Raw genomic sequence first — 23,112 nt, 5'->3', positions numbered from 1 at the left:
GCGGCTCACCGGTAGTCGGCCGACGCCTTCTTCGCCATCTCCAGGAAGGACCGGCGCCCCTCGAGGTTCTCCTCGAGCTCGCGGACCTTCTTCGCGTCGCCGCGGGCGCGGGCCGCCTCGAGCTTGGCCTCGGCCTCGGCGATGGCGGCCTCCAGCTTGGAGACCATGTCCTCGGCGCGAGCGGACTTCTCGGGGTCGCTGCGCCGCCACTGGTCGTCCTCGGCCTTGCGGATGGCCTGCTCGACGGCCCGCATGCGGCCCTCGAGGTCCTTGATCCGGTCGCGGGGCACCTTGCCGGCCTCGTCCCACTTGTCGGCGACGACGCGGAAGGCGGCCTTGGCGGCGGCGACGTCCCCGGTGCGCTCCAGCTCCGGGAGGATCGCCTCGGCCTCGACGAGCAGGCCCTCCTTCACCTCGGCGTTCGCGGCGAACTCGGTGTCCATCGCCGCGTTGGCCGCGTCGCGGGCGCCGAAGAAGGTGTCCTGGGCGCCACGGAAGCGACGCCACAGCTCGTCGTCGACCGCCTTGGGGGCCGGCCCGGCGGCCTTCCAGTCGCGCATCAGGTCGCGATAGCGGCCCGAGGTGGGGCCCCAGTCGGTCGAGGAGGCCAGCGCCTCGGCCTCCTGGACCAGGCGCTCCTTGATCACGCGGGCACCCTCGCGCTTCTCGTCCTGCTCGGCGAAGTGCGCCTTGCGCGCCTTGGTGTACGCCGAGCGCGCCGAGGAGAACCGGCGCCAGAGCTCGTCGTCGGCCGCCTTGTCGATGCGGGGGAGCTTCTTCCACTCCTCGAGCAGCTCGCGCAGCCGGTTGGCGCCGTTGCGCCAGTCCCGGCCGCTGGCGATCTTCTCGGCCTCCCCGGCCAGGCGCTCCTTCTCCGCGCGCGCGTCGGCGACCCGCTGCGCCTTGGCCGCGCGGCGGGCCTCACGCTGGCTGGCGATGACCGGGCCGAGCTCGTCGAGCTTGCGGACCAGGGCCGCGATGTCTCCGACCGCGTGGACGTCGACGAGCTGCTCGCGCACGAGCTTGACCGAGGCGGTCGCCTCCTCGGGCGAGAGCACGCCGGTCAGCACCCGTTGGTGGAGCAGGTCCACCTCGAGAGCGAGGTTGTCGTACCGCTTGGTGTAGAAGGCCAGAGCCTCCTCGGGCGTGGCGTCGGGCATCTGCCCGACCGCTCGCTCGCCGTCGGTCGTCTTCACGTAGACGGTGCCGTCGTCACCGACGCGGCCCCAGTCGGAGGTAGTCACAGTGGCCCATGCTAATCACAGCCGACGCCCTCGATAGGCTGGGTCGGTGCTGATCGCCGCTTTCCCCGCCGGACCATGGGGCACCAACTGCTATGTCGCGGCCACGGCACCCGGCGCCGAGTGCGTCGTGATCGACCCGGGCAAGGACGCCGCGGACGGTGTCGCCGAGGTCGTCCGGGAGCACCGGCTCAAGCCGGTGGCCGTCCTGCTCACCCACGGCCACATCGACCACATGTGGTCGGTGACCCCCGTCGCCGGTGCCTACGACGCCACGGCGTGGATCCACCCGGACGACCGGCACCTGCTGTCCGACCCGATGGCCGGGATCTCACGCGAGTCGGCGGGCATGCTGCTCGGCGGCGACTACACCTTCACCGAGCCCGACGACGTCGCCGAGCTCTCCGACGGCACGACGCTCGAGCTGGCCGGCCTCCGCTTCGTCGTCGACCACACGCCGGGCCACACCGAGGGCTCGGTGACCTTCCGGACGCCGTGGGAGCACGTGTCCGACGGGCCCGACATCTCCGAGGTGATGTTCTCGGGCGACCTGCTCTTCCAGGGCTCGATCGGCCGCACCGACCTGCCCGGCGGCGACCATGCGAAGATGCTGCGCTCGCTGGCCACGAAGGTGCTGCCGCTCGCCGACGACGTCGTCGTACTGCCCGGCCACGGCGAGCAGACCTCCATCGGCCGCGAGCGCGCGACCAACCCCTTCCTGCTCGACCTGCTCGACTCCGGCTCCCACGGCGCTGCCGGCCGGGTCACCCGAGGACTGTGACACGACACATGGCCAAGCCCACGCCGCTCAGCGGATTCCCCGAGCTCCTGCCCGCCCAGCGCTTCGTCGAGCAGGAGGTGATCGCCACCCTGGCCCGGACGTTCGAGCTGCACGGGTTCGCCAACGTCGAGACCCGCGCCGTCGAGCCTCTCGACCAGCTGCTGCGCAAGGGCGACACGTCCAAGGAGGTCTACGTGCTGCGCCGGCTCCAGGAGGAGGAGTCCGGGAAGGACGCCGGCATCGGCCTCCACTTCGACCTCACGGTGCCCTTCGCCCGCTACGTGCTGGAGAACGCCGGCAAGCTGGAGTTCCCGTTCCGCCGCTACCAGGTGCAGAAGGTGTGGCGCGGCGAGCGGCCGCAGGAGGGCCGCTTCCGCGAGTTCACCCAGGCCGACATCGACATCGTCGGACGCGACGTACTGCCCTTCCACCACGACGTCGAGGTGGCCCGGGTGATGCTCGAGGCGCTGAGCCGGCTCGCCCACCCTGACTCGATCGGCCTGCCCGGCTTCCGCCTCCAGGTCAACAACCGCAAGCTGATCCAGGGCTTCTACACCGGTCTCGGCCTCGACGGGGACGCCATCGACGAGGTGATGCGCCTGGTCGACAAGCTCGACAAGCTCGACACCGCCCAGGTGCGCGCCCTCCTCCTCGCCGAGGCCGGCGTCACCGAGGAGCAGGCCGACAAGGCCCTGACGCTCGCGACCATCCGCGCCACCGACGACTCCTTCGTCGCGCAGGTGCGCGCGCTCGGCGTCGAGAGCCAGCTCCTCGACGAGGGCCTCGACGAGCTGGCCACCCTCGTGCGCGCCTGCGCGCCCCTGGTCACCGAGCGCACCCGGATCGTCGCCGACCTGTCCATCGCGCGCGGCCTCGACTACTACACCGGCACCGTGTTCGAGACCCGTCTCGACGGCTACGAGTCGCTGGGCTCGATCTGCTCCGGCGGCCGGTACGACGCGCTCGCCTCCGACGGCCGGACGACCTACCCGGGCGTCGGCATCTCCCTCGGGCTGAGCCGGCTCCTCGTGACCCTCATCCAGCGGGGCGAGCTGACCAGCAGCCGCTCGGTGCCCAGCGTCGTCCTCGTGGCGGTCACCAGCGAGGAGGCGCGGTCCGAGGCCGACGCCGTGGCGACCGCGCTGCGGGCCAACGGCGTCCCGTGCGAGGTCGCCCCCAACGCGGCGAAGTTCGGCAAGCAGATCCGGCACGCCGAGCGCCGCGGCATCCCCTACGTCTGGTTCCCGGACCAGGGGGAGGTCAAGGACATCCGCTCCGGACACCAGGTCGCCGCCGATCCGGCGACCTGGAAGGCTCCGACCGAGGACCTGCGCCCGCAGGTCGTCACCGCCACCCACACCACCTCTGAAGGGGAAACTCCGTGATCCGCAACCTCCCAATGAGGACGCACAGTGCCGGCGACCTCCGCGCCGAGCACGTCGGCCAGGTCGTCACCCTCGCCGGGTGGGTGGCCAACCGGCGCGATCACGGCGGTGTGGCCTTCATCGACCTGCGCGAGGCCAGCGGTGTCGTCCAGGTGGTCGTCCGCGACGAGGACGTCGCCCACAGCCTGCGCTCCGAGTTCTGCATCAAGGTCACCGGCGAGGTCGTCGCGCGCGGCGAGGGGCGCGAGAACCCGAACCTCCCCACCGGCGCGATCGAGGTCGTCGCCAGCGACGTCGAGGTGCTCAGTGCCGCGGCCCCGCTGCCCTTCCCGATCAGCGACCACGTGGACGTGGGGGAGGAGGTCCGCCTCAAGCACCGCTATCTCGACCTGCGCCGCAGCGCTCCGGGCAACGCGATCCGCCTGCGCAGCCAGGTCAACAAGGCGGCGCGCGACGTGCTCGCGGCGCACGACTTCGTCGAGATCGAGACGCCCACGCTGACCCGGAGCACCCCGGAGGGCGCGCGCGACTTCCTGGTGCCCGCCCGCCTCCAGCCCGGCAGCTGGTACGCCCTGCCGCAGAGCCCGCAGCTGTTCAAGCAGCTGCTGATGGTCGCCGGCATGGAGCGCTACTACCAGATCGCGCGCTGCTACCGCGACGAGGACTTCCGGGCCGACCGTCAGCCGGAGTTCACCCAGCTCGACATCGAGATGAGCTTCGTGACCCAGGACGACGTGATCGCCCTGGGCGAGCAGATCGTCGCGGCGCTGTGGAAGCTCGTCGGCTACGACGTCCCGCTCCCGCTGCCGCGGATGACCTACGCCGAGGCTATGGCCCGCTACGGCTCCGACAAGCCCGACCTGCGGATGGGGCTGGAGCTCGTCGAGTGCACCGAGTACTTCAAGGACACCCCGTTCCGCGTCTTCCAGGCGCCGTACGTCGGCGCCGTGGTGATGCCGGGCGGTGCGAGCCAGCCGCGCAAGCAGCTGGACGCCTGGCAGGAATGGGCCAAGCAGCGCGGTGCGAAGGGGCTGGCCTATGTCCTGGTCCAGGAGGACGGCGAGCTCACCGGTCCGGTGGCGAAGAACATCTCCGAGGAGGAGAAGGCCGGCCTGGCCGCCCACGTGGGCGCGCAGCCGGGCGACTGCGTCTTCTTCGCGGCCGGCCTGCCGAAGCCCCAGCGGGCGCTGCTCGGCGCCGCCCGCCTGGAGATCGGCCGCCGCACCGGCCTGATCGACGAGGACGCGTGGAGCTTCCTGTGGGTCGTCGACGCGCCGCTCTTCGAGCCCGCCGACGACGCCACTGCGGCGGGCGACGTGGCGGTCGGCGGGGGAGCGTGGACCGCGGTGCACCACGCGTTCACCAGCCCGCAGGACCTCGACGCCTTCGACGCCGACCCCGGCAACGCGCTGGCCTGGGCCTACGACATCGTCTGCAACGGCAACGAGATCGGCGGCGGGTCGATCCGTATCCACCGCGAGGACGTCCAGAAGCGGGTCTTCGAGGTGATGGGCATCGGCGAGGCGGAGGCGGAGGAGAAGTTCGGCTTCCTCCTGGAGGCCTTCAAGTACGGCGCCCCGCCGCACGGCGGCATCGCCTTCGGCTGGGACCGCGTGGTGGCACTGCTCGCCGGCACCGAGTCGATCCGCGACGTGATCGCCTTCCCGAAGACCGGCGGCGGCTACGACCCGCTCACGGCCGCGCCCGCGCCGATCACGGCGCAACAGCGGAAGGAAGCCGGTGTGGACGCCCGTCCGGCGGAGGAAACCGAGGCCTGAGGCGCCCTGGCCGGACGCTTTGCCGGGCGTCGAGACCAAACCGTTACCGCGTCGCTATCGCCTTGACGCACCAGGTGCGCCTAGTGTCACGGACGGCGCGCGGCCCCTGTGGCCCGCGTCGCATCCGTGACGCAGGGCGACGAGGTGAAGATGACGATCCCGGGCTCCGAGCTGGAGATCCACGAGACTGACGACCCGGTCGAGGACGACTCCGTCGTCAAGGTGGCCGGCCGGTCACCGACGCAGCTGGCCATCGCGCGCTTCCGCAGCGACCGGCTCTCGATGGTCTCCTTCGTCTTCTCGGTCCTGATCGTGCTCTGCGCGATCCTGGCGCCGATCCTGGTCGCCCTCGACGTGCTCCACCCCAACGACCTGAACCAGGACCTGCTCGCCGACACCGGCGTGGCGCCGCAGGGCCGGTTCGGCGGCGTCAGCTGGGACCACCCGTTCGGCGTCGAGCCGTCGACCGGCCGCGACCTGCTGTCGCGGCTGATGCTGGCGATCACGTTCTCGCTCGGCATCGCGCTGACGGCGACCCTGCTGACGATCCTGATCGGGGTCGTGCTCGGCATCATCTCCGGCTTCTCGGGCGGCTTCGTCGACGCGACGGTGGGCCGGATCATCGACCTCACGCTGTCGTTCCCCCAGACGATGATGCTGCTGGCGCTGTCGGCGCCCGCGGTGCTCTTCATCCGCAGCAACGTCGCAGAGATCCCCGGCCTGGGCTTCCTCGAGGACCGTGACCTCGCCGGCGGCGCCTACGTCATCGCCATCCTGGCCGCCTTCGGCTGGCCTCCGGTCGCCCGCGTGGTGCGCGGCCAGGTGCTCTCGATCCGCGAGCGCGAGTTCATCGAGGCCGCCCGCCTGCTCGGCGCGTCGCGGCGCCGGCTGTACTTCCGGGAGGTGCTCCCCAACGTCTGGGCGCCGGTCCTGGTCTACGTGACCCTCCTCGTGCCGGCGTACATCTCGGCCGAGGCGGCGTTCAACTTCCTCGGTGTCGGCATCCGGCCGCCGACGCCGACCCTCGGCAACATCCTCGCGGACTCGGTGACCTTCACCAGCGCCGACCCGACCTACTTCTTCCTGCCGGGCATCCTGCTGGCTCTCATCGTCGTGGTGTTCAACCTCGTCGGCGACGGCGCCCGCGACGCCCTCGACCCGAAGGCTCACCGATAGGAACCCCCAGACCCAGCTCTCTGCCGACATTCGGGACGCGGAGCGCTGCGGCGCCGGCCGGGGCCGGCGTCACTCACCGAAAAGGAGATAGTTGAATGGCCTTCAAGAAGCCATTGGCCGCCCTAGCGGCCACGGCGCTCGCGGCCACGCTCGCCGCGTGCGGCGGCGGCAGCGGCGACGACAACAACGGCAGCAGCAACGCCAAGGCGGAGAAGGGCGGCGAGGCCGTCTTCCTCGTCGGTCCGCGCACCGTCGAGCACTGGGACCCCCAGCGCATGTACATCGGTCGTGACCTGAACAACTCGGGCCGGCTCTTCTACCGCAGCCTCGTCGCGCTGCCCGCGTCGAACGACCCGGTGGAGGGCACGACCCCGGTGGCCGACCTGGCGACCGACACCGGCACCACCGAGGACGGCGGCAAGACCTGGCAGTTCACGGTCCGCGACGACGTCAAGTGGGAGGACGGCCAGCCGATCACCTGCGAGGACTTCAAGTACGGCGCCTCGCGCAACTTCGCCACCGACGTGATCATCGGCGGCCCGGCGAACTACCTGTTCACCTACCTCGACATCCCGACCGGCAAGGACGACCTGCCGGCCTACAAGGGCCCCTACACCGGCGAGGGCCAGGACCTGTTCGACAAGGCCGTCACCTGCGAGGGCCAGACGATCACGTACCGCTTCAAGAAGGCGTGGCCGGACTTCCCGCTGTCGATCGCCCAGCTGCGCTACCTCGACCCGTACCGCAAGGACCTCGACAAGGGTGACGCGAACAACTTCGTGATCATCTCCAACGGCCCCTACAAGCTGGAGGGTGAGTGGAAGGAGGGCACCGGCGGCAAGTTCGTGCGCAACGAGAACTGGGACGAGTCGACCGACCCCATCCGCAAGGCCTACCCGGACACCTGGGACTTCCGCGAGGGTGACACCGACGAGGCGATCTACGAGCAGCTGCTCTCCGACTCCGGTGACGCGCAGTACGCCGTGACCGAGCGTCGTCTCCCGCCGGCCCTGTTCGACCGCAAGGACGAGGCGGGCGACCGCTACACCCAGGTGGAGTCGCCGTACGTCGACTACGTGCTGCCGAACTTCAACTCCCCGGTCTTCAAGGACGCCAACTGCCGCGAGGCGCTCAAGCTGGCGACCGACCGGGCCGCCTGGATCAAGGCCGGTGGTGGCGAGGAGTACTTCACGCTCGCCGACTCGGTCATCAACCCCAGCGTCCCCGGCTACAAGCCCAACCCGGCCTTCGCCGACCTCCCGCCCGAGGGCGACCCGGAGGCCGCCAAGGCCGCGCTGGACAAGTGCTCGGCCCCGAAGCCGGTGAAGATCAAGTTCACCTACTCGGGTGGCACCCCCACCTCCGACAAGCAGGCCTCCGCTCTGAAGGCCGGCTGGGACGCGGCCGGGTTCGAGGTCGAGCTCGACCCGCTGGAGGACACCTACTACGCCGTGATCCAGAAGCCGGACGCCGACTTCGACGTCACCTGGGGCGGCTGGGGTGCTGACTGGGCCTCCGCCGGCACCGTCATCCCGCCGCTCTTCGACAGCCGGATCAACCTGACCGGGGACTCGAACGGCAACGACTACGGCAACTACCGCGGTGGGCCGGAGCTCAACCAGCTGATCGACGACGCGTACGCCGAGCCCGACCTCGACGCCGCGGCGGAGAAGTGGGCCGCTGCCGACGCCAAGCTGGGTGAGGACGTCGCCTACATCCCGCTGGAGATCACGATCTTCAACTTCCTGCACGGAAGCAAGGTCACCGGCTACGCCAACAACGTCTCGGTGAACGGCTACGCCGACCTCGCCGTGATCGGCGTGGAGAACTGATCCTCCGCTCAACCAAGTGACGGTCGGGGGCCGCCCACCACGGCGGCCCCCGACTGTCGGTGCCCACCGGCCCCCATCGTCCTCAGAGGTCTCCTGTGCTTGCCTACGCCATCCGCCGGATCGTGACCGGCGTGATCATGCTGATCGTGATGAGCATCGTCACGTTCGCGCTCTTCTTCGCCTCACCGATCGACCCGGCCGACTTCTCGTGCGGCAAGAACTGCTCCGAGGCGCAGAAGAAGGAGACCTCGGCGGCCCTCGGGTACGACGACCCCTTCTACGACCAGTGGAAGGACTTCGCGGTCGGCGTCGTCGCCGGCCGTGACTTCCCGGACGACCCCGCTCTGCGGGAGACCGCTCCGCAGACCATCGCGCACTGCCCGGCCCCGTGCCTGGGCTACTCGACCGAGCGCAGCTCGACGGTCACCGACCTGATCAAGGAGACCTTCCCGGTCTCGCTGTCCCTCGCGGTGTCCGCCTTCATCCTCTGGATGCTCGGCGGCGTGCTCTTCGGCGTCCTCGCCGCCCTCAAGAAGGGCACCGTCATCGACCGCGGCGTCGTCGGCCTCTCGCTGGTGGCGTACGCCTTCCCGACCTTCTTCGTCGGCCTGCTGCTCTACAAGTTCGTCGCGATCCAGTGGGAGCTGGTGCCGCTGCCCCGCTACACCTCGATCGCGGACGGCGGCGTCGGCGCCTGGCTGGCCAGCCTGATCCTGCCCGCGATCACCCTCGCCGCGTTCTTCATGGCCGCCTACGTGCGCATGACGCGCTCCTATGTCATCGAGTCCTTCCAGGAGGACTACGTCCGCACCGCGCGGGCCAAGGGGCTGGCCGAGCGCACGGTCACCTTCAAGCACGCGCTGCGCGCCGCGCTCACGCCGATCGTGACCATGGCCGGCCTCGACTTCGCGGGCCTCCTCGGCGGAGCGATCATCACCGAGTCGGTGTTCAACTACCCCGGCCTCGGCAAGCTCGCCGTGCTCGCCAACAGCGACTTCGACCTGCCCACCCTGGTCGGCCTCGTGCTGCTGCTGGCCACCTTCGTCATCCTGGCCAACATCGTCGTGGACCTGCTGTACGCCGTGATCGACCCGCGCGTGCGGCTCGGGTGACGGCAGGCTGAGAGGAAGCTCGGAAATGTCCACCACCTCCCTGTCCCCGTCCGCGCCCGACAGCGCCGCCGCCGCGCCGCTGCTGTCCGTGCGCGAGCTCGAGGTCCACTTCCCGACCCAGGACGGCCTGGTCAAGGCCGTCAACGGCCTGACCTTCGACCTCGAGCGCGGCAAGACGCTCGGCATCGTCGGCGAGTCCGGCTCGGGCAAGTCCGTCTCGAGCATGGCGATCATGGGTCTGCACCGCGGCACCAACGCCAAGATCAACGGCGAGATCGTGCTCGAGGGCGTCAACCTGCTCGACATCACCGCCGACGAGATGCGCCGCAAGCGTGGTCGCGAGGTCTCGATGATCTTCCAGGACCCGCTCTCGGCGATGCACCCGTACTACACCGTGGGCAACCAGATCGCCGAGGCGTACAAGGTCCACCACGACGTCTCGCGCAAGATCGCCAAGCAGCGCGCCGTGGAGATGCTCGACCGCGTCGGCATCCCCAACCCGGACAAGCGGGTCAACGACTACCCGCACCAGTTCTCCGGCGGCATGCGCCAGCGCGCCATGATCGCGATGGGCCTGATCAACGACCCGAACCTGCTGATCGCCGACGAGCCGACCACGGCCCTCGACGTGACCGTGCAGGCACAGATCCTCGACCTGCTCCAGGACCTGCAGCGCGAGTTCAACTCGGCGATCATCATCATCACCCATGACCTGGGCGTCGTCGCCGAGATGGCCGACGACGTGCTGGTGATGTACGCCGGCCGTGCGGTCGAGCACGGTCCCTGCCGGGAGATCCTGACGCACCCGGAGATGCCCTACACGTGGGGCCTGCTCTCCAGCGTGCCGGACCTGACCGGCGACACCAACGCCCGCCTGGTGCCGATCCCGGGCAACCCGCCGAGCCTGCTGAACCCGCCGAGCGGATGCCCCTTCCACCCGCGGTGCCCGCACCGCGACAAGGTGCCCGGCGACCTGTGCCGCACGGACCTGCCGCTGCTGGCCCCGGGCCAGCGCGGGCCGCACCACACCAAGCGCTGCCACCTGCCGAACCCCGACGCGATCTACGCCGCCGAGGTGCTGCCGGAGATCGCGCCGGACCTGGCCGACGAGCGAGTCGAGCAGCGGGCCGAGGAGCGGTGATGACGAACCAGACGACGAACGAGCGCAACGACGGGGAGCCGCAGGACATGGGCCGGGACATGGCGGTCGCGCCGAAGGTCGAAGGACACGCTGCCGCGGTCGCCCGCGAGGACGCCAAGCCGATCCTCGAGGTCGACAAGCTGCGGATGTACTTCCCGGTGAAGTCGCCGGGCCTGCTGCGCCGTACGGTCGGCCAGGTGCAGGCCGTCGACGGGGTCTCCTTCCAGGTCGCCGAGGCGACCTCGCTGGGCCTGGTCGGCGAGTCCGGCTGCGGCAAGTCGACCACCGGCCGGCTGATCACCCGGCTCTACGAGCCGACCGCGGGCGAGATCCGCTTCGAGGGCCAGGACATCGCCCACGCGAAGGCCTCCGAGCTGAAGCCGCTGCGCCGCGAGATCCAGATGATCTTCCAGGACCCCTACACCTCGCTGAACCCACGCCAGACGGTCGGCTCGATCGTGGGGGCCCCGCTGGCGATCCACAAGGTGTTGCCCAAGGACAAGATCCTGCCGCGGGTCCAGGAGCTGCTGGAGATCGTCGGCCTCAACCCGGAGCACTACAACCGCTACCCGCACGAGTTCTCCGGCGGCCAGCGCCAGCGCATCGGCATCGCCCGTGCGCTGACCCTGCAGCCCAAGCTCCTCGTCGCGGACGAGCCCGTCTCGGCGCTCGACGTGTCGATCCAGGCGCAGGTCATCAACCTGCTCCAGGACATCCAGAACGAGTTCGGCGTCGCCTTCCTCTTCATCGCCCACGACCTGGCGATCGTGCGGCACTTCTGTCCCGAGATCGCGGTGATGTACCTCGGCAAGATCGTCGAGATCGGTGACCGCGACTCGATCTACACCAACGCGCACCACCCCTACACCCAGGCGCTGCTGTCGGCGGTCCCGGACGTCAAGCAGGCGCAGACCGGCGGCCGGATCGAGCGGATCCGGCTGCAGGGCGACGTGCCCAGCCCGATCGACCCGCCGTCGGGCTGCCGGTTCCGCACGCGCTGCCCCATCGCCCAGGAGATCTGCGCCCGGCACGAGCCACCGCTGCTCCAGATCGGCCGCAAGCACAAGGTGGCCTGCCACTTCCCGGGCCGGCTGGGCCAGGCGCCGCGCGAGCCGCTCACCGCGGGCCTGCTCGGCGTCGACTCCGAGGGCCGTCCCGACCCCGGCGCCAGCCCGAGCACGGACCTCGTCGAGCAGCCCGGGTACGCCGACACCTGGTTCGACCTCGACAACAAGTCGATCGGCCGCGCCTGACGGGGCCGACTAGGGTGGCTCCTCGTGGATGACGAGCCCCAGCTGTTCGACACCCCCGGCTCCCGGGCGGCGGGCTCGGGAGGCTCCCTGGCCGACGCGACCCATGCGTCGGCTCCGCTCGCGGTGCGGATGCGCCCGCGCACGCTGGACGAGCTCGTCGGGCAGGAGCAGCTGCGGGCGCCGGGCTCCCCGCTGCGCCAGCTCGTCGAGGGCGACCAGTCGCTCTCGCTGCTGCTGTGGGGCCCGCCCGGCACCGGCAAGACGACGATCGCCTCGATCATCAGCCAGCAGACCGGGCGCCGGTTCGTCGAGGTCTCCGCGGTCTCGGCGGGCGTGAAGGAGGTGCGGGCGGCGATCGACGGAGCCCGGCGCCAGCTCGTGGCGACCGGGGAGGAGACCGTCCTCTTCGTCGACGAGGTGCACCGGTTCAGCAAGGCCCAGCAAGACGCCCTGCTGCCGGGCGTGGAGAACCGCTGGGTGACGCTCGTCGCCGCCACCACCGAGAACCCGTCGTTCAGCGTGATCTCGCCGCTGCTGTCGCGGAGCCTGCTGCTGAGGCTGCAGCCGCTGACCGACGACGACATCGCCACGGTGCTCGACCACGCGGTCGCCGACGAGCGTGGGCTCGCGGGCGCGATGGTGCTCGAGGACGCCGCCCGCGACCACATCGTGCGGCTGGCCGGCGGCGATGCGCGCCGCTCCCTGACCTACCTCGAGGCGGCCGCGGGCGCGGCCCGCTCGAAGGGCAGCACGACCATCGACGTGGGCACCGCGGAGACGGCCGCCGACCAGGCGGCAGTGCGCTACGACCGCGACGGGGACCAGCACTACGACGTCGTCAGCGCCTTCATCAAGTCGGTGCGGGGCTCCGACGCCGACGCCGCGCTGCACTACCTCGCGCGGATGATCGAGGCGGGGGAGGACCCCCGCTTCATCGCCCGGCGACTGATGATCCTGGCCAGCGAGGACATCGGCCTGGCGGACCCCACGGCGCTGTCGACCGCGGTCGCTGCCGCCCAGACGGTCCAGCTGATCGGGATGCCGGAGGCACAGCTCACCCTCGCCCACGCCACCATCGCGCTGGCGGTGGCGCCGAAGTCCAACGCCGTGACCACGGCCGTCTTCGAGGCGATCGCCGACGTCCGGGCGGGCAAGATCGGGCAGGTGCCGCCGCACCTGCGCGATGCGCACTACGCCGGCGCGCAGGCACTCGGGCACGGGAAGGGCTATGTCTACAGCCACGACGCGCCGTTCGGCGTCGCCGAGCAGCAGTACGCCCCCGACGTCGTCCTCGACCGGCAGTACTACCGCCCCACGGAGCTCGGCGCCGAGGCTGCGGTCAAGCAGCGCTGGGAGCGGGTCCGGCGGATCATCCGCGGTCGCGGCGGCCGCCCGCCGTCCGCGCCGGACGCCCAGTAGGCTTGTCCGTCGTGACCTCCGACCTCGCCGTCCCGACCTGGCTGGTCGTCCTGACCGCGGTCGCCGTGCTGGTGCTCGCGGTCGCGGCGTACCGGCTGTCCCGCTCGGTGCGCCAGGCCCGCAGCCACACCGAGGCGCTGCTGGCGGCCGCGGCCCAGGACGCGGAGGCCCTCCGGGAGCAGCTCGCCGGGATCGAGGCGGAGCTGCGAGCCAAGCAAGAGCTCGCTCCCCGGCAGCGACCGGTCGCGGTGGTCGACGACCGCGAGTACGTCATCACCGACCTGGGGCAGGAGAACGGGCCGCGGGTGCCCGCGCGGGTCGTCCCGGCGCCCCTGTTCGCCGACATCCTCCTGCGGGAGAGCGTCATCAAGACCGCCGCGCTCGCCGCAGGGCTGCGCCGCGCGCTCTCCCCGGAGGTCCGCAACCGGATCCGGTTCGAGATGAGGCGCGAGGTCAAGCGGTCCCGCAAGGAGCGCAAGCTCATGCTAAAGGCCGCCCGCCGCGACTGGGAGTCACGGCAGCGCACAGCCGTCCGCGCCGACCTCGAGGTGTCCTCGTGAGGGCCGGCGTCTGGTTCGCCGCCGGTGCCGCCGCGGGGGTCTACGGCATGGTCCGGGTCCGCCGGATCGCCGAGGCGCTCACTCCCGACGGGATGCGCGACCGGGTCGGGGCGGCCGTGCTCGGCGCCCGGATCTTCGGCGAGGAGGTCGCCCGCGGGCAGGCCCAGGCCGAAATCCACTTGCGACAGCGCTTCGACGGCGCGGACGCTAGTCCGCCGCAGCTGATGAGATCCACCCAGGAAGGCATTCGATGACCGAGCGGTACCTGAGCAGCGCGGAGATCCGCACGCGGTTCCTCGCCCACTTCGAGCAGCGGGGGCACACGGTGGTCCCGTCGGCCTCGTTGCTGCTCGACGACCCCAACCTGCTCTTCGTCAACGCCGGCATGGTGCCGTTCAAGCCCTACTTCCTGGGCCAGGAGACGGCCCCCTTCGCGCGCGCCACCAGCGTGCAGAAGTGCGTGCGGACCCTCGACATCGAGGAGGTCGGCAAGACCACCCGGCACGGCACCTTCTTCCAGATGAACGGCAACTTCTCCTTCGGCGACTACTTCAAGGAGGGGGCGATCCAGTTCGCCTGGGAGCTGGTGACCGGCGACCAGGCCTCCGGCGGGCTCGGCTTCGACCCCGCCGACATCTGGGTCACGGTGCTGCCCGAGGACGACGAGGCGCGGCACTTCTGGAAGACCGTCGCGGGCCTGCCGGACGAGCGGATCCAGCCCCGCGGGCTCAAGGACAACTACTGGAACATGGGCGTGCCCGGCCCGGGCGGCCCGTGCAGCGAGATCTACGTCGACCGCGGCGCGCAGTACGGCCCCGACGGCGGTCCGGACGCCGACGAGGACCGGTTCCTGGAGATCTGGAACCTGGTCTTCATGCAGGAGGAGCTCAGCGCCGTCCGCGCGAAGGACGACTTCGACGTGGCCGGTCCGCTGCCGAGCAAGAACATCGACACCGGCATGGGCCTCGAGCGGGTCGCCTACCTGCTGCAGGGCAAGCAGAACCTCTACGAGATCGACACGGTCTTCCCCGTGATCGAGAAGGCGATGGAGCTCTCGGGCAAGAAGTACGGCGTCTCCGGGGCCGAGGGCCACGTCGACGACGTGCGCTTCCGGGTCGTCGCCGACCACGTCCGCAGCTCGCTGATGCTCATCGGCGACGGCGTGACGCCGGGCAACGAGGGCCGCGGCTACGTGCTGCGCCGCCTGCTGCGTCGCGCGGTGCGCAACATGCGCCTGCTGGGCTACCAGGACCCGGCGCTGCCGGAGCTGCTGCCGGTCTCCCGGGACCGGATGGGGGAGAGCTACCCGGAGCTCGTCAGCGGCTTCGACCGGATCGCCCAGGTCGCGTACGCCGAGGAGGAGGCCTTCCGCAAGACCCTGCAGGCGGGCACCCAGATCTTCGACCTCGCCGCGGGCGAGGTGCGCCAGTCCGGTGCCCGGACGATCCCCGGCGAGAAGGCCTTCGCCCTCCACGACACCTACGGCTTCCCGATCGACCTCACGCTCGAGATGGCCGCGGAGGCCGGACTCACCGTCGACGAGCCGGGCTTCCGGCAGCTGATGGCCGAGCAGCGCGAGCGGGCCAAGGCCGACGCTCGCGCCAAGAAGGGCCAGCACGCCGACACCGCGGTCTACCGCGGCATCCTCGACGCGAACGGCCCGACCGAGTGGCTGGCCTACGAGACGCTCGAGACCGAGTCACGTCCCCTGGCCCTGCTGCGGGAGGGCGCCGCGGTCGGCGCGCTCGCGTCCGGCGAGGTGGGCGAGCTCGTGCTCGACCGGACCCCGTTCTACGCCGAGTCCGGCGGTCAGGTCGCGGACGCCGGCGTCATCGAGTTCGAGGGCGGCGCGCTCGAGGTGCTCGACGTCCAGCGTCCGGTCCGGGGCCTGGTCGTCCACCAGGTCCGCGTCGTCGACGGCGAGCTGCCCGCCGACGCCCGGCTGGTCCACGCGAAGGTGGATCCGCAGTGGCGCATCGGCGCCCGTCAGGCGCACTCGGGCACCCACATCGTGCACGCGGCCCTGCGCGAGGTGCTCGGCCCCACCGCGCTGCAGTCGGGCTCCTACAACCGCCCCGGCTACCTGCGCCTCGACTTCGGGTGGCTCAACGCGCTCTCGCCCGACCAGGTCCGCGAGATCGAGCAGGTCGCCAACAACGCCCTGCGCGCCGATCTGCCCGTGGGCTGGCAGTACATGACGCTCAGCGAGGCCAAGGACTGGGGCGCGATCGCCCTCTTCGGCGAGACCTACGACGACCAGAAGGTGCGTGTCGTCGAGATCGGCGGCCCGTGGTCGCGCGAGCTGTGCGGTGGCACCCACGTCGACCACTCCAGCCAGGTCGGCACCATCGTCGTCACCGGTGAGGCCTCCGTCGGGTCCGGCAACCGCCGGATCGAGGCGCTGACCGGGGTCGAGGGCTTCTCGTATCTCGCACGCGAGCGCGACGTCGTCGGCCAGCTCTCCACGCTGCTCAAGACCCAGCCGGACGACCTCGTCGGCCGGGTGGGCGACCTCGTCGAGCGGCTGAAGCAGACCGAGAAGGAGATGGAGAGGATCCGTCTCGCGCAGCTGCTCGCGGGCGGCGCCGCCCTCGCGGAGGGCGCCACCGACGTGAACGGCGTACGGCTCGTGGCGCAGCGACTCGAGGGCGCCGGCGCGGGCGACGTGCGCACCCTCGCGACCGACGTACGGGCGCGGCTCGGCGGCGAGGCTCCGGCCGTCGTGGTTCTCGTCGGCGCCGCCGAGGGGAAGGCGTCGATCGTCGCCGCGCTCAACGACGCGGCCCAGGCCCGAGGGCTGGCGGCCGGCGACCTGGTCCGGGCCGCGGCCCCGTTCCTCGACGGCAAGGGCGGTGGCAAGGCGGACCTGGCGCAGGGCGGCGGCACCGACGTCACCCGGATCGACGAGGCGCTCGCCGCCGTGTCGGCCGCGGTCGCGTCCGCCTGAGGCCGGAGCGGAGACCCGCGTGAGGCAGGGCGTCCGGCTGGGGGTCGACCCCGGCGACGCCCGGATCGGCGTCGCCCGCAGCGACCCCTCCGGGATGCTGGCCACGCCGGTGGAGACCGTCCGGCGGGGCAAGGGCGACCTGCGCCGGATCCACCAGATCCTCGCCGCCGAAGGGGCGGTCGAGGTGGTCGTCGGCCTACCGCGGTCCCTCTCGGGCAGCGAGGGTCCCGCGGCGGCGAAGACGCGCGAGTTCGCGCTCCGGCTCGCCCGCCGGGTCACGCCGGTCCCCGTGCGGCTCGTCGACGAGCGGCTCACCACCGTGACCGCGGAGGCTATGCTGCGCGACCAGCGCAAGGGAGCGAAGCGGCGCGCGGTCGTCGACCAGGTCGCCGCCGTCGTCATCCTGCAGCAGGCACTGGATTCCGAACGCGCCACCGGCGCCCCTCCGGGGGAGCTCGTGGCGGAACCCCCCGACGAGGAGACGCATGACTGAGCGGCCGCCGGAGCACGTCGACCCCGAGGCGAGCGCGGGCCACGACCTCCTCCCGGGCACGCCGGCGGGCGGACGCCGCCGAGCGGACAGGCGTCGCCGCAGGGGCGGCGGCTGCCTGCCGATCCTGCTGGTGGTGCTGCTCTTCTGCGCCCTGGTCGCCTGGTTCGCCCGTGGGGCGATCTCCGACGTCAAGGACATGTTCGCCGGGCCGGAGGACTTCGCGGGTCCCGGCAGCGGCGAGGTCACCTTCGTGATCGACCCCGGCCAGACCGTCGGCTCCATGGGTGCGGAGCTGGAGGAGCTCGGCGTGGTCGCCTCCTCCGAGGCGTTCGTCGACGCCGCGGCCCAGAACGACCGGTCCACGCGGATCCAGGCCGGCACCTACCTGCTCAAGAGCGAGATGAAGGCCGCCGACGTCGTCGCGATCCTCGTCGACCCGGCGAACGTCTCCACCTCGACCGTGACCATCCCCGAGGGCCTGCGGGTGGTGGACATCGTGGACCTGCTGGCGAAGAAGACCGACTTCACCAAGAAGGACCTCGACGCCGCGCTGCGGAGCCCGGACCTCGGCCTACCCGACTACGCCGGCGGCAACCCGGAGGGCTACCTCTTCCCGGCGACGTACACGATCAGCCCGGACGAGACCGCCGCGGCCTTCCTGAAGTCGATGGTCGACCGGTGGAAGCAGGCGGCCGGCGACGCCGGACTCGACGCCGCCGCGCAGCGGCTCGGCTACTCGCCCCACGAGCTGATGACGATCGCTTCCCTGGTCCAGGTCGAGGGCAAGACGGCCGACGACATGGCGAAGATCGCGCGGGTCATCCTCAACCGCGTCGAGAACCCGGGCACCGCCGGCCAGACCGGCCGCCTGCAGATCGACGCGACCGTGGACTACGCCCTCGACCGCAAGCTGACCGTGGGCCTCACCCAGGACGAGCGCGAGCAGACCGACTCGCCCTACAACACCTTCCGGGTGACCGGCCTGCCGCCCGGACCGATCAGCGCCCCCGGCGACGACGCCATCACGGCGGCCCTGAACCCGCCGGCCGGCGACTGGTACTACTACGTGACCGTCAACCTGCGCACGGGCGAGACCAAGTTCGCCTCGAGCTACGACGAGTTCCTCGGCTACCGCGACGAGCTGCGCGACTACTGCGCGAACGAGTCGCAGGGCGCCTGCTGATGGCGCCGGCCGCCCGCCTCCGCTTCGGCGTGGTCGGCGACCCGGTGGAGCACTCGCTGTCGCCCGCCCTGCACCGCGCCGGCTACGCGGAGCTCGGCATCGACGCGGCGTACGACGCGGCCCGGGTGCCGGCGGGCGGCCTCGCCGCCTTCGTCGCGGGCCTGGACGAGGCGTGGGGCGGGCTGTCGGTCACCGCCCCGCTCAAGCGCGAGGCGCTGGCGCTGGCCGACGAGGTGTCGGCGCTGGCACGGCTCGCGGGAGGCGCCAACACCCTGGTCCGCAGGACCGGGGGCTGGTTCGCGGACAACACCGACGTGCCGGGGGCAGCCGCCGCGGTCCGGGAGCGCTTCCCGGGCGACCTGCCCGTGGCGACGATCCTCGGCGGCGGGGCGACCGCGGCGAGCATCGGCCTGGCGCTCGCCGGCCTCGGCACCGGCGTCCTGACGGTGGCCGCCCGCCGCCCGGAGAACGCGACCGAGGCCGTCGAGGCGATCCGCCGCCATCCGAGCGCCCCCGAGGTGGACGTCGTCGGGCTCGACGCGGTGCGGCCGGCCGGCGGGATCGTGGTCTCGACCGTCCCGGCGCTCGCGCAGACCGCGGACCTGCTGGCCCGGGTCCTGCCGGCCGAGGTCGTCTTCGAGGCGACCTACAACCAGTGGCCGACGCCGCTGGTCGAGGCCGCGGAGCGCGGGGGAGCGCGGGTGGTCTCCGGGCTCGACCTGCTGGTCCACCAGGCGGTGCTCCAGTTCGCGCGGTTCACCGGCCAGGACGGACCGCTCGACGCGATGCGCGCGGCCGGCGAGGCCGCCCTCGCCGCCCGGTAGCCTCCGGTCATGCACGTCGTCCCCGCCCTGGTCTGCGCCGTCGTCGGCGCCCTGGGCGGGCTGCTCGTGCCATGGCTGGTCGCGCAGTGCCCCGAGCCCGAGCACGACCCGGACGAGAACCCCGAGGACTATCCCGACCACGTCCCGTTCGCCGAGCTCGCAGCGCGGCCGGGCCTCCGCCCGAAGGCCGCCGTCGCCTGCGCGGTGGCGGCCGGCGTCCTCGGCCTGACGCTCGGCTGGAGCTGGGGACTGGTGTGGCTGCTCGCGCTGGTGCCGCTGTGCTGCGCGCTCACGGTGATCGACTACGTCACCTGGTATCTCCCCTCCCGGCTGGTCCGGACGGGATGGGTGGTCGCGGGCGTGCTCGTCGCGGTCGTCGCCGTGGTCGTGCGTGACGCGGGGGTGGCGGTGTGGGGGCTCGTGGGGTTCCTGGCGCTCGGGGGCTACTACGGGCTGATGCGCCTGCTCAGCCCGCGGGCGATGGCCGGCGGCGACGTGCGGCTGGGGGCGCTGCTCGGCAGCGCGCTCGGGCCGTTCGGCCCGATGGTCCTGCTGGTGTCCGTGCTGGCGGCCGCCGTGCTCGGCGTCCTCGCCATGGTCCCGATGCGCCGCAGCGGCACGATGATCCGGCGCCGGGTCCCCTACGGTCCCTTCCTCGTGCTCGGCGCCCTCGTCGCGATCGTGGTGGGACAGGTCCTCGGCGGCTGATCGCAGCGTGGGAGACTGGTGCCCATGTTGCGCTGGCTGACCGCGGGGGAGTCCCACGGCCCCTCCCTGGTCGCGATCCTCGAGGGCCTGCCGGCCCACGTCGAGGTCACGACCGACGACATCTCCGACTCGCTGGCCCGTCGGCGCCTCGGCTACGGCCGCGGCGCGCGGATGAAGTTCGAGGCCGACGAGGTCACGATCACCGGCGGCATCCGCCACGGCCGCACCCAGGGCGGCCCGGTCGCCGTCCAGGTCGGCAACACGGAGTGGCCCAAGTGGGAGACCGTGATGGCCGCGGACCCCGTCGACCCGGCCGTCCTCGAGGCCCAGGCGCGCAACGCCCCGCTCACCCGGCCGCGGCCCGGTCACGCCGACCTCGCCGGCATGCAGAAGTACGACTTCCCCGACGCACGGCCGATCCTGGAGCGGGCCTCGGCCCGGGAGACCGCGGCCCGCGTGGCGCTGGGCCGGGTGGCGAGCAACTTCCTCGAGCAGGCGACGGGCGCGCGGATCGTCAGCCACGTGCTCGAGATCGGCGGCGTCCGCACGCCCTCGCGCGAGCTGCCGAGCCCCGACGACGTGTCCCGGCTCGACGCCGACCCCGTGCGCTGCCTGGACCCCGACGGCTCCAAGCAGATGGTCGAGCGGATCGACCAGGCCCACAAGGACGGCGACACCCTCGGTGGCGTCGTCGAGGTCGTCGTGCACGGACTGCCCCCGGGCCTGGGCTCCCACGTCCACTGGGACCGGCGCCTCGACGCGCGGCTCGCGGGCGCGCTCATGGGGATCCAGGCGATCAAGGGGGTCGAGGTCGGCGACGGCTTCGAGCTGGCCGCCACCCCCGGCTCGCTGGCCCACGACGAGATCGTCCCCACCGAGGAGGGCCTGCGGCGCGTCTCCGGTCGCTCCGGCGGCACCGAGGGCGGCATGACGACGGGGGAGATCCTGCGTGTGCGGGCCGCGATGAAGCCGATCGCCACCGTCCCCCGAGCGCTGCGCACGGTCGACCTCGCCACGGGCGAGGAGGCGGTCGCGCACCACCAGCGCTCCGACGTGTGCGCGGTGCCGGCCGCGGGCATCGTCGCCGAGGCGATGGTGGCGCTGGTCCTGGCCGAGGCCGTCCTGGAGAAGTTCGGCGGCGACTCGGTCCAGGAGACCCGCCGCAACGTGCAGTCCTATCTCGACACCCTGCGGTTCCGGTGACCGGTGCCGGAGGGCCGCGCGCGGTCCTGATCGGCACCATGGGTGCCGGGAAGACCACCGTCGGCCGCCTGGTCGCCGAGCGGCTCGGCGTCGGCTTCGCCGACAGCGACCAGCTCGTGGAGGAGCAGCGCGGGAAGTCCGTGCAGGACATCTTCGTGGAGGACGGCGAGGACGCCTTCCGGGCCCTCGAGCGCGCCACCGTCGCGCGCGCGCTCGAGCAGCACGACGGCGTACTGTCCCTCGGCGGTGGAGCCGTCCTCGACCCCGGCACCCGCGCGCTGCTCGCGGGGCGACCGGTCGTCTTCTTGCGGGTCGGCCTCGCCGACGCCGTGAAGCGGGTCGGGCTCGGCACGGGTCGTCCCCTGCTGCTGGGCAACGTCCGCGCTCGGGTCAAGCAGCTGCTCGACGAGCGCACTCCGGTCTACGAGGGCCTGGCTCGGGTCACCGTCGAGACCGACGGCCGTGAGCCGTCCGAGATCGCCGCCGAGATCGTCACCGCCCTGGAGGAGCAGCCATGAGCACCCCCGCCGCCCCCACCGTCATCCCCGTCAGCACCGCGTCGCCGTACGACGTGGTGGTCGGGCACGGCGTCCTCGACCGCCTGCGGGGCCTGCTTCCCGCCGGCGTGCAGCGGGTCGCGATCATCACGCCCGAGTCCCTCGAGGACCTGCTGGAGCCGTTCGCCGAGCTCCTCGACGGTCTCGACGTCATCGTGCTCCAGGTCCCCGACGGCGAGGAGGCGAAGAGCTGGGAGGTCGCCGCGGCCTGCTGGGAGTCGCTCGGCGAGGAGGGCTTCACGCGATCGGACGCCGTCGTCACGCTGGGTGGGGGTGCGACGACCGACCTCGGTGGCTTCGTGGCGGCCACCTGGCTGCGCGGAGTCGCGGTCGTGCACGTCCCGACCACCGTGCTCGCCATGGTCGACGCGGCGGTCGGCGGCAAGACCGGGATCAACACGCCCGCCGGCAAGAACCTGGTCGGGTCCTTCCACGAGCCGGCCGGTGTGCTCTGCGATCTCGAGCTGCTGTCCTCGCTCCCGCGCGCGGAGGTGGTCGCGGGCCTCGGCGAGGTCGTGAAGTGCGGCTTCATCGCCGACCCGCGCATCCTCGAGCTCGTCGAGGAGACCGACCCCGAGACCCTCGTCGCCGCCGACTCGCCGGTGCTGCGCGAGCTCGTCGAGCGCGCGATCGCCGTCAAGGCCGACGTCGTCGCCGGCGACCTCAAGGAGACCGGAGGCGTCGACGGGCATCCGGGCCGCGAGGTGCTCAACTACGGCCACACCCTGGCCCACGCCATCGAGAGGGCGACCGACTACTCCATCCGCCACGGCGAGGCCGTCGCCATCGGATGCGTGTACGTCGCCGAGCTGGCCGCCCGCGCCGGAGGACTCGCCCCGGAGCTGGTCGCGCGGCACCGGGCCGCGCTCGGCAGGGTGGGGCTGCCCACCTCGTGGAGCGGTGCGTCGTTCGACGACCTGCTCGCCACGATGCGGGTCGACAAGAAGGCGCGGGGCAGCCAGCTCCGGTTCGTCGTACTCGAGGACCTGGCGAAGCCCGTCGTGCTCGCCGGACCCTCCGAGGAGGACCTGAGGGCGGCGTACGCGGCCCTAGGATCCGGGGCATGAGCAAGCGCGAGGTCTACGTCCTCAACGGGCCGAACCTGGGTCGGCTCGGCAGGCGGCAGCCGGAGATCTACGGCACCACGACACACCTTGACCTGCAGAACGTGCTGATGCCGCGGTGGGGCAAGGAGCTGGGCCTGAAGGTCCGCTTCATGCAGACCAACCACGAGGGCAACCTGCTCGACTGGCTCAACCAAGCCGCCGACCGCTCCTGGCCGGTGGTCCTGAACGCCGGGGCGTGGACCCACTACTCGTGGGCGCTCTACGACGCCTGCGCGCAGCTCACCGCCCCGCTGGTGGAGGTCCACATCAGTGCCCCGTCGCAGCGCGCGGAGGAGTTCCGCCACACCTCCGTGGTCACCCCCCACGCGGCGAAGGTGATCGAGGGCCAGGGCATCGACGGCTACCGACAGGCGCTCGAATTCATCGCAGCGCAGGGCGAGCACTAGACTCGT

Annotated in this window: 21 protein-coding genes; 20 read left to right on the top strand and 1 reads right to left on the bottom strand. The window is 71.9% G+C overall.

The window, feature by feature from the left end; genetic code table 11:
* Positions 1–5: 5 nt before the first annotated feature.
* Positions 6–1,244: a DUF349 domain-containing protein gene (locus tag ACJ5H2_RS11460; protein ID WP_408895515.1), complete on the bottom strand. Its 1,239-nt coding sequence runs from the start codon at positions 1,242–1,244 to the stop codon at positions 6–8.
* Between the two features lie 46 nt (positions 1,245–1,290).
* On the opposite strand from ACJ5H2_RS11460, the gene ACJ5H2_RS11455 reads away from it, so the two are divergent.
* From ACJ5H2_RS11455 to ACJ5H2_RS11360, 20 genes are all read left to right on the top strand, one after another.
* Entirely contained in the window at positions 1,291–2,022 is a 732-nt protein-coding gene (locus ACJ5H2_RS11455) for an MBL fold metallo-hydrolase (protein ID WP_408895514.1), read from the top strand.
* Positions 2,023–2,030: 8 nt separating this feature from the next.
* Positions 2,031–3,407 carry a histidine--tRNA ligase gene (hisS, locus tag ACJ5H2_RS11450; protein ID WP_408895513.1) on the top strand — a complete coding sequence of 459 codons (1,377 nt, stop codon included), beginning with the start codon at positions 2,031–2,033 and terminating at the stop codon, positions 3,405–3,407.
* A gap of 14 nt (positions 3,408–3,421) precedes the next feature.
* On the top strand, positions 3,422–5,185 hold the full coding sequence (gene aspS / locus ACJ5H2_RS11445; protein ID WP_408899627.1) for an aspartate--tRNA ligase: 1,764 nt from the start codon (positions 3,422–3,424) through the stop codon (positions 5,183–5,185).
* A 126-nt stretch (positions 5,186–5,311) separates the two neighbouring features.
* Complete coding sequence (locus ACJ5H2_RS11440; protein ID WP_408895512.1) at positions 5,312–6,361, top strand: ABC transporter permease; 1,050 nt, start codon at positions 5,312–5,314, stop codon at positions 6,359–6,361.
* Positions 6,362–6,456: 95 nt separating this feature from the next.
* A complete protein-coding gene (locus ACJ5H2_RS11435; RefSeq protein ID WP_408895511.1) occupies positions 6,457–8,193 on the top strand; it encodes an ABC transporter substrate-binding protein in 1,737 nt (578 codons plus the stop codon).
* 95 nt (positions 8,194–8,288) lie between these two features.
* On the top strand, positions 8,289–9,305 hold the full coding sequence (locus ACJ5H2_RS11430; protein WP_408895510.1) for an ABC transporter permease: 1,017 nt from the start codon (positions 8,289–8,291) through the stop codon (positions 9,303–9,305).
* A 25-nt stretch (positions 9,306–9,330) separates the two neighbouring features.
* A complete protein-coding gene (locus ACJ5H2_RS11425) occupies positions 9,331–10,446 on the top strand; it encodes an ABC transporter ATP-binding protein (protein WP_408895509.1) in 1,116 nt (371 codons plus the stop codon).
* 59 nt (positions 10,447–10,505) lie between these two features.
* The gene (locus ACJ5H2_RS11420) at positions 10,506–11,699 is read left to right on the top strand and encodes an ABC transporter ATP-binding protein (RefSeq protein ID WP_408899626.1); all 1,194 of its coding nucleotides are present in this window, start codon (positions 10,506–10,508) and stop codon (positions 11,697–11,699) included.
* Between the two features lie 24 nt (positions 11,700–11,723).
* Positions 11,724–13,118 (top strand): replication-associated recombination protein A, encoded by a 1,395-nt coding sequence (locus ACJ5H2_RS11415; RefSeq protein ID WP_408895508.1) that lies wholly within the window; start codon positions 11,724–11,726, stop codon positions 13,116–13,118.
* Between the two features lie 11 nt (positions 13,119–13,129).
* The gene (locus ACJ5H2_RS11410; RefSeq protein ID WP_408895507.1) at positions 13,130–13,678 is read left to right on the top strand and encodes a hypothetical protein; all 549 of its coding nucleotides are present in this window, start codon (positions 13,130–13,132) and stop codon (positions 13,676–13,678) included.
* A complete protein-coding gene (locus tag ACJ5H2_RS11405; RefSeq protein ID WP_408895506.1) occupies positions 13,675–13,932 on the top strand; it encodes a DUF6167 family protein in 258 nt (85 codons plus the stop codon). The genes ACJ5H2_RS11410 and ACJ5H2_RS11405 overlap by 4 nt, the downstream gene beginning before the upstream one ends.
* Positions 13,929–16,625 carry an alanine--tRNA ligase gene (gene alaS, locus ACJ5H2_RS11400; protein ID WP_408895505.1) on the top strand — a complete coding sequence of 899 codons (2,697 nt, stop codon included), beginning with the start codon at positions 13,929–13,931 and terminating at the stop codon, positions 16,623–16,625. Before ACJ5H2_RS11405 ends, alaS begins: the two co-directional genes overlap by 4 nt.
* Positions 16,626–16,644: 19 nt before the next feature.
* A complete protein-coding gene (gene ruvX / locus ACJ5H2_RS11395) occupies positions 16,645–17,118 on the top strand; it encodes a Holliday junction resolvase RuvX (RefSeq protein WP_408895504.1) in 474 nt (157 codons plus the stop codon).
* Positions 17,111–18,301 (top strand): endolytic transglycosylase MltG, encoded by a 1,191-nt coding sequence (mltG, locus tag ACJ5H2_RS11390; protein ID WP_408895503.1) that lies wholly within the window; start codon positions 17,111–17,113, stop codon positions 18,299–18,301. The genes ruvX and mltG overlap by 8 nt, the downstream gene beginning before the upstream one ends.
* On the top strand, positions 18,301–19,125 hold the full coding sequence (locus ACJ5H2_RS11385) for a shikimate dehydrogenase (RefSeq protein ID WP_408895502.1): 825 nt from the start codon (positions 18,301–18,303) through the stop codon (positions 19,123–19,125). The genes mltG and ACJ5H2_RS11385 overlap by 1 nt, the downstream gene beginning before the upstream one ends.
* A 9-nt stretch (positions 19,126–19,134) precedes the next feature.
* On the top strand, positions 19,135–19,833 hold the full coding sequence (locus tag ACJ5H2_RS11380; RefSeq protein WP_408895501.1) for a hypothetical protein: 699 nt from the start codon (positions 19,135–19,137) through the stop codon (positions 19,831–19,833).
* Between the two features lie 24 nt (positions 19,834–19,857).
* Positions 19,858–21,036, top strand: a complete 1,179-nt coding sequence (gene aroC, locus ACJ5H2_RS11375; RefSeq protein WP_408895500.1) for a chorismate synthase — start codon at positions 19,858–19,860, stop codon at positions 21,034–21,036.
* Positions 21,033–21,554 (top strand): shikimate kinase, encoded by a 522-nt coding sequence (locus ACJ5H2_RS11370; RefSeq protein WP_408895499.1) that lies wholly within the window; start codon positions 21,033–21,035, stop codon positions 21,552–21,554. The genes aroC and ACJ5H2_RS11370 overlap by 4 nt, the downstream gene beginning before the upstream one ends.
* Positions 21,551–22,660, top strand: a complete 1,110-nt coding sequence (aroB, locus tag ACJ5H2_RS11365; protein WP_408895497.1) for a 3-dehydroquinate synthase — start codon at positions 21,551–21,553, stop codon at positions 22,658–22,660. The genes ACJ5H2_RS11370 and aroB overlap by 4 nt, the downstream gene beginning before the upstream one ends.
* A complete protein-coding gene (locus tag ACJ5H2_RS11360; RefSeq protein ID WP_408895496.1) occupies positions 22,657–23,106 on the top strand; it encodes a type II 3-dehydroquinate dehydratase in 450 nt (149 codons plus the stop codon). Before aroB ends, ACJ5H2_RS11360 begins: the two co-directional genes overlap by 4 nt.
* Positions 23,107–23,112 lie beyond the last annotated feature (6 nt).

It is taken from the genome of Nocardioides pymetrozini (genome assembly GCF_046058985.1).
Classification (GTDB): domain Bacteria; phylum Actinomycetota; class Actinomycetes; order Propionibacteriales; family Nocardioidaceae; genus Nocardioides.
This window is presented reverse-complemented; position numbering and strand designations above follow the sequence as displayed.

What these genes read in the sequence shown, in the direction of transcription:
- hisS (WP_408895513.1), top strand. Translation starts at nt 2,031, where the DNA reads ATGGCCAAGCCCACGCCGCTCAGCGGATTCCCCGAGCTCCTGCCCGCC.
- aspS (WP_408899627.1), top strand. Translation starts at nt 3,422, where the DNA reads ATGAGGACGCACAGTGCCGGCGACCTCCGCGCCGAGCACGTCGGCCAG.
- ACJ5H2_RS11435 (WP_408895511.1), top strand. Translation starts at nt 6,457, where the DNA reads ATGGCCTTCAAGAAGCCATTGGCCGCCCTAGCGGCCACGGCGCTCGCG.
- ACJ5H2_RS11425 (WP_408895509.1), top strand. Translation starts at nt 9,331, where the DNA reads ATGTCCACCACCTCCCTGTCCCCGTCCGCGCCCGACAGCGCCGCCGCC.
- ACJ5H2_RS11420 (WP_408899626.1), top strand. Translation starts at nt 10,506, where the DNA reads ATGGCGGTCGCGCCGAAGGTCGAAGGACACGCTGCCGCGGTCGCCCGC.
- alaS (WP_408895505.1), top strand. Translation starts at nt 13,929, where the DNA reads ATGACCGAGCGGTACCTGAGCAGCGCGGAGATCCGCACGCGGTTCCTC.
- mltG (WP_408895503.1), top strand. Translation starts at nt 17,111, where the DNA reads ATGACTGAGCGGCCGCCGGAGCACGTCGACCCCGAGGCGAGCGCGGGC.
- ACJ5H2_RS11385 (WP_408895502.1), top strand. Translation starts at nt 18,301, where the DNA reads ATGGCGCCGGCCGCCCGCCTCCGCTTCGGCGTGGTCGGCGACCCGGTG.
- ACJ5H2_RS11380 (WP_408895501.1), top strand. Translation starts at nt 19,135, where the DNA reads ATGCACGTCGTCCCCGCCCTGGTCTGCGCCGTCGTCGGCGCCCTGGGC.
- aroC (WP_408895500.1), top strand. Translation starts at nt 19,858, where the DNA reads ATGTTGCGCTGGCTGACCGCGGGGGAGTCCCACGGCCCCTCCCTGGTC.
- aroB (WP_408895497.1), top strand. Translation starts at nt 21,551, where the DNA reads ATGAGCACCCCCGCCGCCCCCACCGTCATCCCCGTCAGCACCGCGTCG.
- ACJ5H2_RS11360 (WP_408895496.1), top strand. Translation starts at nt 22,657, where the DNA reads ATGAGCAAGCGCGAGGTCTACGTCCTCAACGGGCCGAACCTGGGTCGG.